Annotated in this window: 14 protein-coding genes; 10 read left to right on the top strand and 4 right to left on the bottom strand. The window is 64.4% G+C overall.

What is annotated here, in order from left to right:
- Positions 1-9 precede the first annotated feature (9 nt).
- The 8 genes from dapC (at position 10) to THSYN_RS10645 (ending at position 7437) form a co-directional block, all read left to right on the top strand.
- Positions 10-1206: a succinyldiaminopimelate transaminase gene (gene dapC / locus THSYN_RS10675; protein WP_100919126.1), complete on the top strand. Its 1197-nt coding sequence runs from the start codon at positions 10-12 to the stop codon at positions 1204-1206.
- A 191-nt stretch (positions 1207-1397) separates the two neighbouring features.
- A complete protein-coding gene (dapD, locus tag THSYN_RS10670; protein ID WP_100919125.1) occupies positions 1398-2219 on the top strand; it encodes a 2,3,4,5-tetrahydropyridine-2,6-dicarboxylate N-succinyltransferase in 822 nt (273 codons plus the stop codon).
- Positions 2220-2473: 254 nt separating this feature from the next.
- A complete protein-coding gene (locus THSYN_RS10665) occupies positions 2474-2818 on the top strand; it encodes an ArsC family reductase (RefSeq protein WP_100919124.1) in 345 nt (114 codons plus the stop codon).
- Positions 2818-3945 (top strand): succinyl-diaminopimelate desuccinylase, encoded by a 1128-nt coding sequence (gene dapE / locus THSYN_RS10660; RefSeq protein WP_100919123.1) that lies wholly within the window; start codon positions 2818-2820, stop codon positions 3943-3945. The genes THSYN_RS10665 and dapE overlap by 1 nt, the downstream gene beginning before the upstream one ends.
- Before the next feature lie 46 nt (positions 3946-3991).
- Positions 3992-4792, top strand: coding sequence for a hypothetical protein (locus tag THSYN_RS33700; protein WP_157817593.1), 801 nt, complete (start codon positions 3992-3994; stop codon positions 4790-4792).
- Entirely contained in the window at positions 4782-5387 is a 606-nt protein-coding gene (locus THSYN_RS10655) for a 3'-5' exonuclease (protein WP_172965260.1), read from the top strand. Before THSYN_RS33700 ends, THSYN_RS10655 begins: the two co-directional genes overlap by 11 nt.
- A 38-nt stretch (positions 5388-5425) precedes the next feature.
- Positions 5426-6499: a GNAT family N-acetyltransferase gene (locus tag THSYN_RS10650; RefSeq protein WP_100919121.1), complete on the top strand. Its 1074-nt coding sequence runs from the start codon at positions 5426-5428 to the stop codon at positions 6497-6499.
- Positions 6496-7437 carry a glucosamine inositolphosphorylceramide transferase family protein gene (locus THSYN_RS10645; RefSeq protein WP_100919120.1) on the top strand — a complete coding sequence of 314 codons (942 nt, stop codon included), beginning with the start codon at positions 6496-6498 and terminating at the stop codon, positions 7435-7437. The genes THSYN_RS10650 and THSYN_RS10645 overlap by 4 nt, the downstream gene beginning before the upstream one ends.
- Before the next feature lie 31 nt (positions 7438-7468).
- On the opposite strand, the gene THSYN_RS10640 is transcribed toward THSYN_RS10645, so the two are convergent.
- The 4 genes from THSYN_RS10640 to THSYN_RS10625 form a co-directional block, all read right to left on the bottom strand.
- Positions 7469-9046: an AAA-like domain-containing protein gene (locus THSYN_RS10640; protein ID WP_100919119.1), complete on the bottom strand. Its 1578-nt coding sequence runs from the start codon at positions 9044-9046 to the stop codon at positions 7469-7471.
- Positions 9033-10319, bottom strand: a complete 1287-nt coding sequence (locus THSYN_RS10635; RefSeq protein ID WP_100919118.1) for an McrC family protein — start codon at positions 10317-10319, stop codon at positions 9033-9035. Before THSYN_RS10635 ends, THSYN_RS10640 begins: the two co-directional genes overlap by 14 nt.
- Entirely contained in the window at positions 10316-12457 is a 2142-nt protein-coding gene (locus tag THSYN_RS10630; protein WP_100919117.1) for an McrB family protein, read from the bottom strand. Before THSYN_RS10630 ends, THSYN_RS10635 begins: the two co-directional genes overlap by 4 nt.
- A gap of 123 nt (positions 12458-12580) precedes the next feature.
- Entirely contained in the window at positions 12581-13972 is a 1392-nt protein-coding gene (locus tag THSYN_RS10625) for a hypothetical protein (protein ID WP_100919116.1), read from the bottom strand.
- 146 nt (positions 13973-14118) lie between these two features.
- Between THSYN_RS10625 and THSYN_RS10620 the strand changes: the two genes are divergently transcribed.
- Together THSYN_RS10620 and THSYN_RS10615 are read left to right on the top strand one after the other, a co-directional pair.
- Positions 14119-14484 (top strand): CidA/LrgA family protein, encoded by a 366-nt coding sequence (locus THSYN_RS10620; protein ID WP_100919115.1) that lies wholly within the window; start codon positions 14119-14121, stop codon positions 14482-14484.
- Positions 14477-15214, top strand: coding sequence for an LrgB family protein (locus THSYN_RS10615; protein WP_100919114.1), 738 nt, complete (start codon positions 14477-14479; stop codon positions 15212-15214). The genes THSYN_RS10620 and THSYN_RS10615 overlap by 8 nt, the downstream gene beginning before the upstream one ends.
- Positions 15215-15303 lie beyond the last annotated feature (89 nt).

Genomic DNA, 15303 nt, shown 5'->3' with positions numbered 1-15303 from the left:
TGAGACCCCATGAACCCTGCCCTCGGGCTGCTGCAGCCCTACCCGTTCGAGAAGCTCAGTCAACTCAAGGCCGGCCTCACGCCGCCGTCCGACCGGACGCCGCTCGCGCTCTATATCGGTGAGCCGCGGCATCCGACCCCGGCGCTGATCACCGAGGCCCTGATCGCCCACCTGCACGGTCTGTGCGTGTACCCGACGACCCGTGGGCAGCCGGCGCTGCGCGAGACCATTGCCCGCTGGCTGACCGCACGCTTCGCGCTGCCCGCGGGGCTCCTGGACCCGGAGCGCCACATACTCCCGGTCAACGGGACCCGCGAGGCCCTGTTCGCGCTGGCCCAGGCGGTGGTGGACCCTGGCCGCTCGCCGCTGGTGTTGATGCCGAACCCCTTCTATCAGATCTACGAGGGCGCGGCCCTGCTCGCCGGGGCCCAGCCGCATTTCCTGCCCTGCCGGCCGGAGCACGGCTTCATCCCGGACTTCGCCGCGGTGGACGCGGCCACCTGGGAGCGCTGCCAGTTGCTCTATATCTGCTCGCCGGGCAACCCGAGCGGGGCCCTGCTCGATCTTCCGACCCTGACCCGACTGATCGAGTTGGCGCAGACCCACGACTTTGTGATCGCCGCCGACGAGTGCTACGCGGAGCTCTATCTGGACGAGTCCGCCCCGCCCCCGGGGCTGCTCCAGGCGGCCGCGGCCATGGGCAACCAGGCATTTAAGCACTGCATCTGCTTCCACAGCCTGTCCAAGCGCTCCAATGCGCCGGGCCTGCGCTCCGGATTCGTCGCCGGGGACGCGGACCTGATCGAGCGCTTCTTTCAGTATCGCACCTATCACGGCTGCGCCATGCCGCTGCCGACCCAGAGCGCGAGCGCCGCCGCCTGGTCGGACGAGGCCCATGTGCGCGCCAACCGCACCCTGTATCGTGAGAAGTTCGCCGCGGTGGTCCGGATCCTGGACCCGGTGCTGCCGGTCACGGCCCCGCCCGCCGGTTTCTATCTGTGGCCGCACACGCCGATCCCGGACACCGAGTTCGTCCGCCGCCTCTTTGCCGAAGAGGCGGTGACCCTGCTGCCGGGGAGCTTCCTGTCGCGCACCGTGGATGGCTACAACCCGGGCGCCGACCGGGTGCGCCTCGCCCTGGTGCCGCCGCTCGACGAGTGCATCGAGGCGGCGTGGCGCATCCGCGGCTTTGTCGAGCGCCTTTAACCTGGAAAGAGCAATTATCCACAGATGAACACAGATGAACACAGATGATTCATTGACTTGCGCTTAGCCGGGGACTCACCTTGCCGGTGATTGTGACAATAGCGATATCTTCATTTGCGTTCGTTTGCGTTCATTTGCGGCTTTATTTTCTTTCTTTCAGTTCATTTACCTACATCCAACCGGAGCCATCCATGAGCGACACCCAAGCCATCATCGTCGAGGCCTTCGCGCGCCGTGCCGACATCAACCCCCGCAATGTCGAGACCCACGTCCATGACGCCGTCATGGAGGTGATCGAGCGTCTGGACCGCGGTGAACTGCGGGTGGCGGAAAAGCGCGACGGGGACTGGGTGGTGAACGAGTGGATCAAGATGGCCGTGCTCCTGTCCTTCCGCATCGAGGACAACAGCTTCATGAAGGGCGGCTTTACCAATTATTACGACAAGGTCCCGTCCAAGTTCGCCGACACCAACTCGCGGGAATTCCGCGAATCCGGGGTGCGCGTGGTACCGCCGGCCGCGGCCCGGCGCGGCGCCTACATTGCCCCCTCCTGCGTGCTGATGCCGTCCTATGTAAACATCGGGGCCTATGTGGACTCCGGCACCATGGTCGACACCTGGGCGACGGTCGGTTCCTGCGCCCAGATCGGCAAGAACGTACACCTCTCGGGCGGGGTGGGCATCGGCGGCGTGCTGGAACCGGTCCAGGCCGCGCCTACCATCATTGAAGACAACTGCTTCATCGGCGCCCGCTCCGAGGTGGTGGAGGGCGTCATCGTCGGCGCCGGGGCCGTGCTCTCCATGGGCGTCTTCATCGGCCAGAGCACCAAGATCTATAACCGCCAGACCGGCGAAATCCTCTACGGACGGGTCCCGCCCGGCGCCGTGGTGGTCCCCGGCAACCTGCCGGCCAAGGACGGCAGCCACAGCCTCTACTGCGCCGTGATCATCAAGCAGGTGGATGAGCAGACCCGGGGCAAGGTCGGGATCAATGAGTTGTTGCGTGATATCTGAGCGGGCGGCCTGGGATAGGGGATAGGTAACGCGTCAAGAACAAGTTAAACACAAGCACCATCGTTGTCGTTGTCGTTGTCGTTGTCGTTGTCGTAATCGTAGTCGTAGTCGGACAGGCGACCCACTTTTGGGTGCGAGAGAATCCGGGGCACGACGATAACCTCGATTACGACAACGACAACGACGTAAGAGCATTCTCTTAATGCACTTGTTTAACTTATCAGTGAACCGTTCTTGGGGATAGGTGGGATAGGATGATGGTCATTTACGGCATCGCGAGCTGCGACACGATGAAGAAGGCCAGGCGCTGGCTGGGCGACCATGGTGTCGCCTACCGCTTCCACGACTATCGCCGCGACGGACTCGACGAGGCCCGGTTGCGCGCCTGGGTCGCGGAACTGGGCTGGGAGGCCCTCATCAACCGCCGGGGTACGACCTGGCGCACCCTGCCGCCGGCCGTGCGCGACGGCATCGACCAGGAAGCGGCCATACGCGTTATGCTGGAGCATCCCGCCGTGATCCGCCGTCCCCTGCTCGACACCGGCACGGCACGCCTGCTCGGGTTCTCCGAGTCCACCTACGCGGAGCTGCTCGGCTGATGTCTGCGACCCTCGAACTCGCCCGCGAACTGATCCGCCGGCCCTCCCTTACCCCCGCCGACGCGGGCTGTCAGGACCTGCTGGCCGCCCGGCTGGCCGCCCTCGGCTTCCGGATCGAGCCCATGCCGTTCGGCGCGGTCAGCAACCTCTGGGCGCGGCGCGGCCAGGCCAGCCCCCTGTTCTGCTTCGCCGGCCACACCGACGTGGTGCCGACCGGACCGGCCGCGGACTGGGCGAGCGAACCCTTTGAGCCGGACGTTCGCAACGGGCTGCTGTACGGCCGCGGTGCCGCGGACATGAAGGGCTCCATCGCGGCCATGGTTACCGCCGTGGAGGGGTTCGTCGCGGCCCACCCGGACCATCGGGGCTCCATCGCCTTTCTCATCACCAGCGATGAGGAGGGCCTGGCCACCGAGGGCACCGTCAAGGTGGTGGAGCGCCTCGAGTCCCGGGGCGAGCACATCGACTGGTGCCTGGTCGGCGAGCCCTCGTGCCGGGAGCGCCTCGGCGACCAGATCAAGGTCGGGCGCCGCGGCAGCCTCACCGGGCTCCTGACGGTGCACGGCAAACAGGGCCATGTCGCCTATCCCCTGTTGGCCGACAACCCCTTCCACGCCGCCGCCCCGGCCCTGGCCGCCCTGTGCACAGAGGTCTGGGACCAGGGCAACGCCCGGTTCCCGCCGACCAGCCTGCAAGTCGTCAACCTGACCATGGGCACCGGCGCGGACAACGTGATTGCCGGCCACCTGAGCGCCCAGTTCAACCTGCGCTTCTCCACCGAACTGACCCCGGAGGTCATAGCGCAGCGGGTGCGCGCCATCCTGGACACCGGCGGCTTCGCCTACGACCTGACCTGGCGCCTCTCCGGCCACCCCTTCCTGACCCCGGAGGGCGAACTGGTGGCCGCCACCCGGGCGGCGATCACCGCGATCACGGGGATTGACACCGAGGCCTCGACCAGCGGCGGCACCTCCGACGGACGCTTCATCGCCCCGACCGGTGCCCAGGTGGTCGAGTTCGGGCCGCTCAACACCAGCATTCACCAAGTGGACGAGTGTGTCGCGGTGGCGGACCTGGAAGATCTATCCAAGATATATGAAGTCATTTTGAAGTCGCTCTTGGGGTGACTCGACACCGATACCTTACCGAATCAAACCAGGGGCGGCCGCAGCCATGAACGAACTGCTCGCAAGACTAACCAATCTGAGCTATGAAGTATTTGGGGTATTATTACCTGGAATCGTTGTGAGCTTGTTTCTGCTGCTCTCCTGGATTGCGCTGGGCTCCTTAGCGCCGGTGTGGAGCTTTCACACACTTCCTGAGTTCACAATAGTTGGATTGCGAAACCTTTTTGATGCGCTTAGCCTTGCCAGCGGAATAGGCGTGTCCATACCTTTGATTGCCATCTGGTATTTCCTTGGACACATTCTGCTCTGGATCGGACGGTCGGGGCCGTCAGTACATGGACGGGGTGACAACTGGGCCACGAGGGTGGCGCTCACACTTGTTCTTCGCATTCCCAAACCCTTGCATTCGTTCGACCCGAGACTTCGGCCGCTCTTTGAGGCAGTACGTAAAGAATTCGCGTCAAGCGGCGTAGACCTTGAGTGGCGTCATTTCTACCCGGTCGTCAAGAGCTTCCTATCTCGGGAGTTGGCGTCATCCTTGGTTGCAACATACCAGAATAAGTATACATTTCACAGATCAGTGGCAACTGCCAGCGCGGTTTTATTTTGGATTTCTGTTCTCACTCTGATTGGCGCGCTCATCACGTTTTGGGCAAACGGTTCCCAGCCCAATTGGTTACTTCTGATATTTCTTCTCGGCGGCTCAGTGCTGATTGCTTGGGGCTTCTCCGGAAGCTATATGTATCACTGGGAAATGTTCGGGAACACGATCATCACCGAAGCCTACTCACTCATCTATGGTCCAAAACATGACGACTCTTCTGACCCAAAGCCTGGTGATCATTGACATCGAAACAACGGGGGCCAACCCAATTCGTAACGATGTCCTTGCGGTCGGGCTGGTTCCACTCAACGATGCCACGCGTTCGTTCGTCGTTTATGTACGTCCGCCCGCCCCGCAATGGAACCCGTTTGCACAAGCCAACTTCCAAAAATTCGCTGAGACATGGGAATCACAGGCAGTATCCCCCGTAGCAGCCTGCGCTGCTATTGAAGGTTATCTCGCGCAGGAATTCCATGGAGAGGTCGTAACCCCCATCGGGCACAACATCGGCTTCGACGTAGCGTTTCTGCGGAAATTGGCTTTTCTCGGGGGCAGAGACGAATTGGAAGCGGTATCCCGCCGCGCATTAGACACGCACACCATGTTATACTTGCTATTCCTGCAAGGTAGAATTCCGTCGTCTGCCCTAAGTTCAGATGGCGCGTTTGAGCACTTTGGAATTGCTGTCGCCTCGCACGCACGGCACACCGCATTAGGCGATGCGCTTGCTACCCGTGAGTTGGTAATCAAGCTTCTGGATATGCTGGGCGCACCATTTCTCCCTCTCGCGCCCTCAAGCAGGGTGGAGGTTCGCGCGCATTCGTTAACAAGAGACTAAGACACCGATTGAAATCTTCCATCTTGCCTTAATCCGCAATGATCGAGATCCGACCCGCCACCGACGCTGACCGCCCCCAGATCATCGCCCGCATCGCCGAGGTCTTCGGGCCCGAGCCCGCGGCGCGCGCCGAGCGCCTGTGGGATTGGCAGTGGCACCAGGACCCGCGGCTGCCGACCCCGGGTTATCGGGGGATCGTCGCTGCGTGGCGCGGCGAGATCATCGGCAATTTGGGCACCATTCCCGCCGGACTGCATATCGGCGGGGAGCCGGTGAACGCTTGCTGGCTGGTGGATGTGCTGGTGCACTGGGGCCTGACGCGCCAGGCGCTGAAGGAGCACCGGCGCCAGGCCCCGACCGCCGGACCCGACCTCTCGCGGGGGATTGCCGCGGCCCTGTTCGAGCACCCCGCCGCGAGTCGGATCCAATTCGGCAAGCACATTTCCGACCCCATGACGACGATCCTGGAGCGGGTCGGCTTTACGGCCGCCGCGGGCAGCGGGTCCATGCACCGGCGGGTCTCGCTGCGGCATACCCTGCAACGGTCCCTAGGGGTGCCGCTCGGCCGCCTGCTCGGCGCGGCGGCCGACCTGGGACTGCCCCTTGGCCCCCGTCCGCGGCTGCCGCTGGAGGTACTGGAGGGTGGCTTCGACGGGCGTTTCGATCGCCTCTGGGAGGAGGTCCGGGGCCAGTACCCGGCGATCTGTCGGCGCGATGCCGCGACCCTGAACTGGCGATATCGCCGCCACCCGCTCAACGACTATCAGGTCATCACCGTCGGCAACAGGGAGCGTCTGCGCGGCTATTGCGTCCTGCTCACCTATGACAAGGGGCGGCGGCGCTGGGCCAAGCTCGTGGACCTGTTGACCGCGCCGAGGGACCCCGCGGCGCTCCGCGCCCTGATCGGCGGGGCCTTGTACCGGCTGCGCGCGCAGCGGGCCGAGCGGGTGGAGACCTTCGCCTGCGGGGACGGGATCGCGGCCTGCCTGGGGTCCATGGGCTTCGGCCCGCGGCTCACCAAGTCCGGTCGGGCCCAGCCGCTGCTGATCCGCGCCCTCCCGTCGGCCGGCGCCGGGCTCTATGTTACCCAAGGCGACGGAGACGGCGGATGAAGGCGCTGCGACACCTCCATCAGCGCCTCGCCCGCGCCTGGCAAAAGCGCCGCGATGAACACGACGAGCGGACCCACTGGCCCCAGTGGTTTCTACTCGCCGGCGAGTGTGAGCGCAACGCCTGGTGCACCCCGGACCCGGCAGGCCTGACCCCGCTCTATCCCCCGGCGGACTGCTTCTGGGCCGACCCCTTCGCCTGGTCGCAGGCCGGGCGGCGCTTCATCTTCATGGAGGAATACCCCTTCCACACCGGGCGCGGACGGATCAGCGCCCTGGAACTGGGGGCGGACCTGAACCCCCTGGGGCCGGCGGTGCCGGTCCTGGACGAGGACCGCCACCTCTCCTACCCCTTCCTGTTCAGCTTTCAGGGCGACCTCTACATGGTCCCCGAGTCCGCCGCCGCACGCCGGGTCGACCTCTACCGCTGCCACAATTTCCCCTTCGGTTGGACCCGGGCCGGCACCCTGCTCGACGGCCTCCAGGCGGCCGATGCCACCCTGTTCGAGCACCAGGGCCGCTGGTGGCTCTTGTGCAGTGCCCGCCAGGGCCGGGCGCGGATCAACGACTCACTCTTCGCCTTCCACGCCGAGTCCCCGCTCAGTGACCGCTGGACCCCTCATCCCGGCAACCCACTGGTGCGCGACTATGTCGGCGCGCGCCCCGCGGGCCGGGTCTTCGTCGACCAGGCGGGCCGACTGCTGCGCCCGGCCCAGGTCTCGGTGCCCCGCTACGGCTTTGGCCTGGCGCTCAACGAGGTCCTGGAACTGACCCCGAAGCGGTTTCGGGAAAGGCCCATCTGGCAGGCGAACGCGGCGGCGAGCAGCGACTGGCGCGCCCTGCACCATCTGGATTGGCACGACGGGCGGATGGTGATGGACGCGCAGCGGCTGATCCCGCGGCCCAGCGCCGCGGCTGGCCAAGTAGTCCCGGATGGGTAGAGCGCAGCGAAACCCATCCCTTGCGCCACCCCTAAATGCCCCAGATCTCGATCCCAACCCCCCGGAATTGCTCGCTGCGACGAAACACCTTCTCGCTCCAGGCCCGCGCGCTGCGGTCGAAGATCAGCAGATGGGCCTCATCCGCGCCGCAGCGGTCCCGATACTCGTAGATCTGCGCCAAACCCGCGGCGATCGTCTGCGCGAGCCCCTTGTGCAGGATCTTCAGTTCCAGCACCGCCTTCTGCACCTGGCCTGAGCCATAGGGCCAGAGGATGAAGAGGTCGGTGCGCATCCGCCCCAGGCCGTATTCGCGCTCGATGCGTCCGCCGCCATTGACGATGCGCTGCAGGAAGGCTTGGAGCAGCAGTTGCGGACCGGCCTCCTTGTAGTCGAAGCGCTCGATCCAATGCTCGGAATGCTCGCGGAAGAAGACCTGGAAAGCAGCGATCAGTTTGGGCAGATCCAGGCGGCCGTCGGGGGCAATGTACCAAGCGGGCTGCTCGGTGATGGTGAGGCTGGTGGTATAGGTCAACTCCCGGGGGATGACCTCGCGGTAAATCGGATTGGCGATCTCGAGCTGGCCGTCGGTGGTGATGAGACCGAGATCACGGACATATTGCACGTCATCCACCGGCAACTGACCCGGCGCGTTGTCGCCGGCCAGAATGGGGGCGATAACGCGCCGCACCCGCGGCTCGCGCAACTTGTCGGCGAGCTGATCGAGGTGGGTGTCGCGGCGCGCAATCAGGGTCTCCTTGGCCTGCTCGACCAGCGCGGCGGTAATCGTGACCGCCCGGTTGCGGGTGGTCGGGTCGCGGAAACAGAGCTGGTAGCCCAGGGCATTGACCAGCCAGGGCTGGCCGCGGGTCAGATCCCAAATCAGGGCAATGGCCTGCGGGCTGAAGGACTGACCGGTCTCGGCGGTGTGCTGGCGGTAGAGGGAGGCGACGTCCGCAGCCGTGAAGTTGCCCAGGCGAATCGATTCGGCCTTGATGTTGAAAGCGCTGCCGCCGGTGATAATCTCCTGGGAGCGGGCAGAGTGGATGCGGTAGTCGCGTACGTCGCGTACCCCGCACAGGACCACGGTCTGGGGGAAGGCGGCGGGGCGCTTGGCATAGCCGGCGCGCAGTTGGCGCAGCACGGCGATCAGGGTGTCCCCGATCAACGCGTCGATTTCGTCGATCAGGAGCACCAAGGGCCGGTCGCTGTGCATGGCCCAGCGGCTAAGCACCTCACCAAAGGCGTCGTAGGCGCCCGCCTCCGCCAGGACCCCGGGCCAGATCTCGCCCGGATAGGGGTCGCCCGCGATGTGCCGCGCCCAACTCCCCAATCCGCTCAGGATCGCCTGCATTGCCCCGGCCACGTCCTCACGCGCCGCCTGGGCCGGCTCGACGTTGATGTAGACGCAGTGGTAACGCTCCCCGCTGTTCAAATGGTGCGCCAGGGCCAGTAGCGACGATGTTTTGCCGGTCTGGCGCGGGGCGTGGAGGATGAAATAGCGGTGCTGCCCGATCAGGGACTCGATCGCATCAAGGTCGATCCGGTGGAGCGGGTCCAGGCAATAATGGTCGGCGCAGTTGACTGGACCGGCATTGTTAAAGAATCGCATGGAGTAATCCTCCGATCTGCTGGTCCAGCAGTTGTTCAGCTGCATTTCTGGACGCATCCAGATCAAAGGTAGCGACCTGGAGCGCAATGTCTGCCCCCGCTGGGGAGCAATAGCTGAACCGGGGAAGGGTCCAGTCTTTCATTTCGGGGTGGTAAGGATAGATCAGCGTCAAACGTTTGCAACCGTAGGTGTAGCCATAGGCGAGCAACTGGTAGAGATCCGCCTGGGCAATACCGGCCTTGTGCTCATCCTGGGAGGGCGACAGCCGTTTCCACTTGGTATCCAGGATGGCGATCAACGTCTCATCCAGCCATAGACAGAGGTCCGGTATCATCATGAAGCGTCCGGTATCGGATGCATCCGTTACCAGCGGTCGTATCGGCCGCTCACGGGTCAGACGCAGGCGCGACCGCAGCGGATGCCACCGGATGGCCGCCTCCAGGGCTATCGCGACGGTCTCCTGAAAGAGCCGGTTCATGTCGAAGATCAGACCCAGGCCCTCCTGCGGACCGCCATGAACGTCGGGACCCAACAGGCGCAGGAGCCAGGACGCCATCAACAGGAGGCGATCGTAACGCTGCACGAGTCGGTGCTGCGGGAGTCGAGTCCTTAGCGCTTCGTCCGGCATAAGTTGCCCAACGTCGGCCAGGGCCAAGGCGAGTTGATCGGCCTGGATCCTGAGCCTGGAACCGACCGGGAGCCGGACTTGGGCAAGGACGAGCGCGGCGCAAACCACTCGGTTGAAATCGTTGTCGATCGTGAGTTCGTCGAAGACGCAGTGCAGTCGATGGGCCGCGGCACGTCCACGCCGCACTTGCTCGCTGAGATTGAGTCGTCCTCTTAGTCGGGTCAGCCGGTCCTCCTGATCGACATAGGATTTGATCCAACCCTGCCGTAACTGACGCCGGCCTTCCTCCAGGTAGGCGCGGATTACGACCGTGAGCAGGTCATCGGCGAGGTTGCTGCGGACCGGGCCGTCCAGCCAGATCGGGATATCGAAACAGGCGGCGAGCATCCGCACCAACGCGCCCCGGTCGGGCAGCGGTCCCTCAAGGTCGTAAATCTTCGGCAGGATTTCCAAGGTCCATTGACCCGCCTGAATCAAGCCGCAGTGGGAGCCGGTGCGCAGCCCCTCGTGGACTGGCGTCAGCACGCCGCTCGGCAGCATCGGGATGCGGGCGAGATAGGCCGCGTGGGCCGCGCGCGACAATGGCCCCTTGGGTGCGAGCAGAATGGTTTGGTGCTCGCGAACGACGAGGTGATGACCGCTCAAGCGAGTAGACCGAGATACATCGCCTGAGTGAACTCCGAGACCAAGCGGTGACGCAGCAAGACCTCAGATCGGCGGGTCGCGTACGCCTCCCAGCCCTTGCCGAACACCTGCCCCGGGCTCAACTCCATGGTGGTGACGAACTCGCTCCGCCCGAGCGTGCGATTGACGAGCACCAGGGCGATTTGGCCCCAATCGTCGTGGAAGTACTCGACAAGCAGCGGCAGAACGTGTTCCGCAAACACCCGGTCGAGGTCGGCCAGCGTTGCGACGCCCATGAAATAGGCGTGACCAAGCCGGTGGTCTCTATCGGCCAGCAGTTCGATCCTTTCATTCAGGGTCTTGAGGAGTGCGGCCACGTCGATCCCCTCGACATCCCTGGGCAGCAGGTCCGGGTCCGGGCCGATTTCCTCGAACTGGAAGCGGCGGCGCAGCGCCGTGTCCAGCAAGGCGATGGAGCGGTCCGCACTGTTCATGGTGGCGTAGAGGTCGAGATTGGCTGGCACGCCGAACGACAGCCGGGAGTAGGGAAGGATCAGGTGTATACCGCATTGGCCATCGTCAGCCCGAATCCGCTTATCCGGCTCGATCAGGGTGATCAGCTCGCCCAGCACCTTGGCGATATTGGCCCGGTTGATCTCGTCGATGAATAGGGCATAACGCTCCCTCGGGTGTTTTTCAGCCAGCTCGCAGATCTCTCGAAAGATGCCGGGTTTAACCTCGTACCTGAGTTCCTTGGTGGTCTCGTCGACAATGGGGCGCAACCCTTCGACGAACTCCTCGTAGCTCATGGAGGGGTGGAAGGTAATGAAGCGATAGCGAGCCCCTCGCTCGTCCCGATACTTGGGCATCAGCGTCTGCTGTAGTCTATAGGTCTTTCCGCATCCAGGCGGACCGTAATAGATGCGGTTTACTGAGGTGTCGGTGTTGATCGCGGTCATGACACCGTCCTCAGGGTTCACAGGGACGGAACCCGGGCCGCCGGACGGCTGATCTTCCTCTTGGGCCTTCTTCCGATAGTGAGCCTCCAGCGCGTCCAGCGGCTGCGGAACCCCATTGAATATCCAAGGGATAGCCGTCTGGTCTTGGATGCGCTCAATGGTTGTGCGGTAGGTGTACTGATAGATGGTTACCGGCTCAAAGTCGGCGTCCCACTCGACCGTGAGGTTATGCCCATCGTCCGCGTTGTTGGTGACGGTGCCGACGGCCTTGATATCCATGCAGGAGACGCTGCATCCGTGACCGTCGAAGGGCAGATTGTATTTTCTTGTGTATGAATTCTTAATGGCCACCCGATCGCCTGTACGTACCTGCTTCACCTTTTCTTCGTACTGATCCTCAAACCCATTCTCCCAGCGACCTTCGGTGACGAAGGTTTGGGTCATGTCGTCACTATTGTCCCAGTAGGCGCCCAGGACCCAATACTGCCGATTCGTGTCGTCCTGGCTGTAATTCACGTCGCCGACCCAGATCAGGGTTTGTACGTCGATCAGGTCCCGCGGTCCGAGTCCCGCTGCCGTCATGGCGTCGCGCAGGCCGAACAGCCAGGACTGGACGGATAGATAGTCCTCGCCGGTCAAGGCGCGGTTGGGCATGGGCTCATGGCCGAATGCCTTTAGGGCGCGATTGAATTCCCTGGTCTTGATGATGACGTGCCGGCTCGGGTCCGATACCATGAGCAGGAGACTGGTGACGCTGCGCGACATCGCCGACCAACCCGTGGCCGGGGCACTGTCCGCGAGCAGCGCCCGCAGGCCTGGCACGAACCGGTCCACACGCCCCACGAGTGGCTCATCACCGTACAGCAAGTCCGCGGTCAGGATGGCGAATCTGACCCGGTCGCTCGCGGTGAGCTTTTGCAAGGGTCCGGTGTAACGATAGCCGACGAGATACTGCGGAGCGCCGTTACTCAACTTACGAGTAAACAGGGTGATGACATCAGCACCGGTCTGGGCCAGGGCGCCCTCGTCGTTGGGCAGCGCCTTGAGCGAAGGGGCAACCTCGTTCTGGAAGACCTCAACCAGTTCGATCTTGTCTCTCCGCTCCTCCGCGTCGAGATCCTTGCTTCCTTCGCCGAAAGTCACGAAGGTCGGAAACGCGGCCCGCAGGCGACTTAGGTACTGATTCAATGCGTCTTGCATGGCAGGGTTTGGTTCATTGCTGTGTGTCCTGGCGAAGGGCCCCTCTGGGTGGCTTGCACGAGCCCGTCTGTCTAACTGATAGAGTAACGCAAGAAAGGTCTGGGAAGGGAATCGAATGACGCCCTACATCCCCCAGACCTCGATCGCAACCCCCTGGAATTGCTCGCTACGCCGAAAGACCTTCTCGCTCCAGGCCCGCTCGCTGCGGTCGAAGATCAGCAGATGGGCCTCATCGGCGGCACAGCGGTCCCGATATTCATAGGTCTGCGCCAACCCCGCGGCGATCGTCCGGGCAAGCCCCTTGTGCAGTATCTTCAGTTCCATCACCGCCTTCTGCACCTGACCGACGCCATAGGGCCACAGGATCAAGAGATCGGTCCGCATCCGCCCCAGCCCGTATTCGCGCTCGATAGGCCCGCCGCCATTGACGATACGCTGCAGAAAGGCCTGGAGCAGTAATTGGGGGCCGGCCTCCTTGTAGTCGAAGCGCTCGATCCAGTGCTCGGAGTGCTCGCGGAAGAAGACCTGGAAGGCGGCCAGCAGTTTGGGCAGATTGAGGCGCCCGTCGGGGCCGATGAACCAGGCGCTTTGGTACTGCGCCTCGAAATCGATCTGTTGCACCGCGGTCAGTTGCCGAGGAATGATCTCACGATAGATGGGATTGGCAATCGCAAGCACCCCGGACGCGCGGCCGACCAGGCCCAGATCGGTGACGTATTGCACATCGTCCTCATGGGCCGACTGCTGGACCTCGCCCCCGGTGAGCATCGGCTCGACGATCCGTCTCACCCGCGGCTCGCGGAGCTTATCGGCGAGTTGGTCGAGGTGCGTGTCGCGGCGTGCGATCAGGACCTCCTTGGCCTGCTCCACCAATTCGACGGTGATGGTGACGGAACGCTCGCGGGTGATCGGATTACGGAAACAGAGCTGGTAGCCCAGCGCATTCACCAGCCAGGGCTGACCGCGCGTCAGGTCCCAGATCAGGGCGAGGGCCTCGGCCGTGAAGGCCTGACCGGTCTCCTCGGTATGCTGGCGGTAGAGGGTGGCCACATCGGCGGCCGTGAAGTTGCCCAGTCGGATCGACTCGGCCTTGATGTTGAAGGCACTGCCGCCGGTGATGATCTCCTGGGAGCGCGCAGAGTGGATGCGGTAGTCACGCACGTCGCGCACGCCGCACAGAACCACAGTCTGGGGGAAGGCACCGGGGCGCTTGTCGTAGCCGGCACGCAGTTGGCGCAGCACGGCCACCAGGCTGTCGCCGATCAGTGCGTCGATCTCGTCGATCAGGAGCACGAGCGGCCGGTCACTGTGCGCGGCCCAGCGGGTGAGGATCTCGGTGAAGGCCCGCTCAGCGCCGCTTTGCTCAAGGATCTCGACCCAGTGCCGGTCCAGCCAGTCGTCGTGCAGGTGGGTCCTGGCCCGCGAGGCGACCTCGCCCAGGATGGCACGTATCGCCCGGCCGACATCTTCCCGGGCACTCTGGGCCATCTCGACGTTGATGTTGAAAAATCGCATGGGCTGCTCCTGCCAAGGGTTCGTCGCCAAGGATAGACCGCCGCAGCGGGAAGCGCGCGCGGTCTTTGCATTGAGTACGCCTTTGCGGTTCCAATGACGGGTCTGATGTTCGATGCGACCGGGGCCAGACCCCGCGGGGGTGTGCGTTGGTCGAGGCCTTGACCCTGATCCTGATCTGTCAATTTGCCGGGGAGGTGGCGGTGCTGGTCACCGGCCTGCCGGTGCCCGGCCCGGTGCTGGGGATGCTGTTGCTGCTCGCCTGGCTGTGGTGCAGCGGCGGGGTCTCCGAGCGGGTCGGGCGGACGGCGGATACGCTGCTGGCGAATCTGTCGCTGTTGTTCGTCCCGGCCGGGGTGGGGGTCATGATCCATTGGGAGCGGGTCCGCGATCAGTGGGCGGCGATCACCACGGCCCTCATCCTGGGCACCCTGATCACGCTGGCGGTCACGGCCCTGACCATGGCGGGGATGCAGCGCCTGCTGGCCCGGCGCCGGGAGGGCGGCGATGAATGACCGGCCGCTGACCGAGATTTGGGTCTATCTGTCGGCCTCGCCGCTGCTGTGGCTGACCGCGACCCTGGTCTGCTATCTGGCGGCGCTCAAGGTCTATCGCCTGGGCGGGGAGAGCCCGCTGTTGAACCCGGTGGCGATCACCGTGGCCCTGCTGATCGGGCTGCTTCAACTCACGGGGACCCGCTACCAGACCTATTTCGACGGCGCTCAGTTCGTCCACTTCCTGCTCGGCCCGGCCACCGTCGCACTCGCCATCCCGCTCTACCGGCAGCGCGAGCGGCTGCGGGCCCTGGCCCTGCCGATCCTGGTCGCCCTGCTGGTCGGGGTGGTAACGGCCGCGCTCTCCGCCGTCGGGCTGGGGGTCCTGTGCGGGGCGGACCCGGTGACCCTGATCTCGCTCGCCCCCAAGTCGGCGACCGCGCCGGTCGCCATGGGCATCAGCGAAAAGCTCGGGGGGCTGCCGTCCCTGACCGCCGTGCTGGTGGTCAGCACCGGGATCGTCGGGGCCGTGCTCGGCCCCGGGCTGTTGCGGCTCCTGGGGTGCCGCGACGACGCGGTGAAGGGCTTTGCCATGGGCCTGAGCGCACACGGGATCGGGACTGCCCGGGCCTTTCAGGTGAGCCCGGTGATGGGTGCCTTTTCCGGCCTCGCCATGGCCCTGTCGGCCTTTGCCACGGCGCTGCTGCTGCCGCCGCTGCTGCGCTGGATCGGGCTGGTCGGCGCGGGGTAAGCCGGGTCCGCGAGTTAGGATGCCCCTGACGGCCCGGTTACACTTGAAGGTCCAAGTGGCCGGTTGGAAATTAGACAGGATTAACAGGA

It is taken from the genome of Candidatus Thiodictyon syntrophicum (assembly GCF_002813775.1).
GTDB classification, from domain to species: domain Bacteria; phylum Pseudomonadota; class Gammaproteobacteria; order Chromatiales; family Chromatiaceae; genus Thiodictyon; species Thiodictyon syntrophicum.
This window is presented reverse-complemented; position numbering and strand designations above follow the sequence as displayed.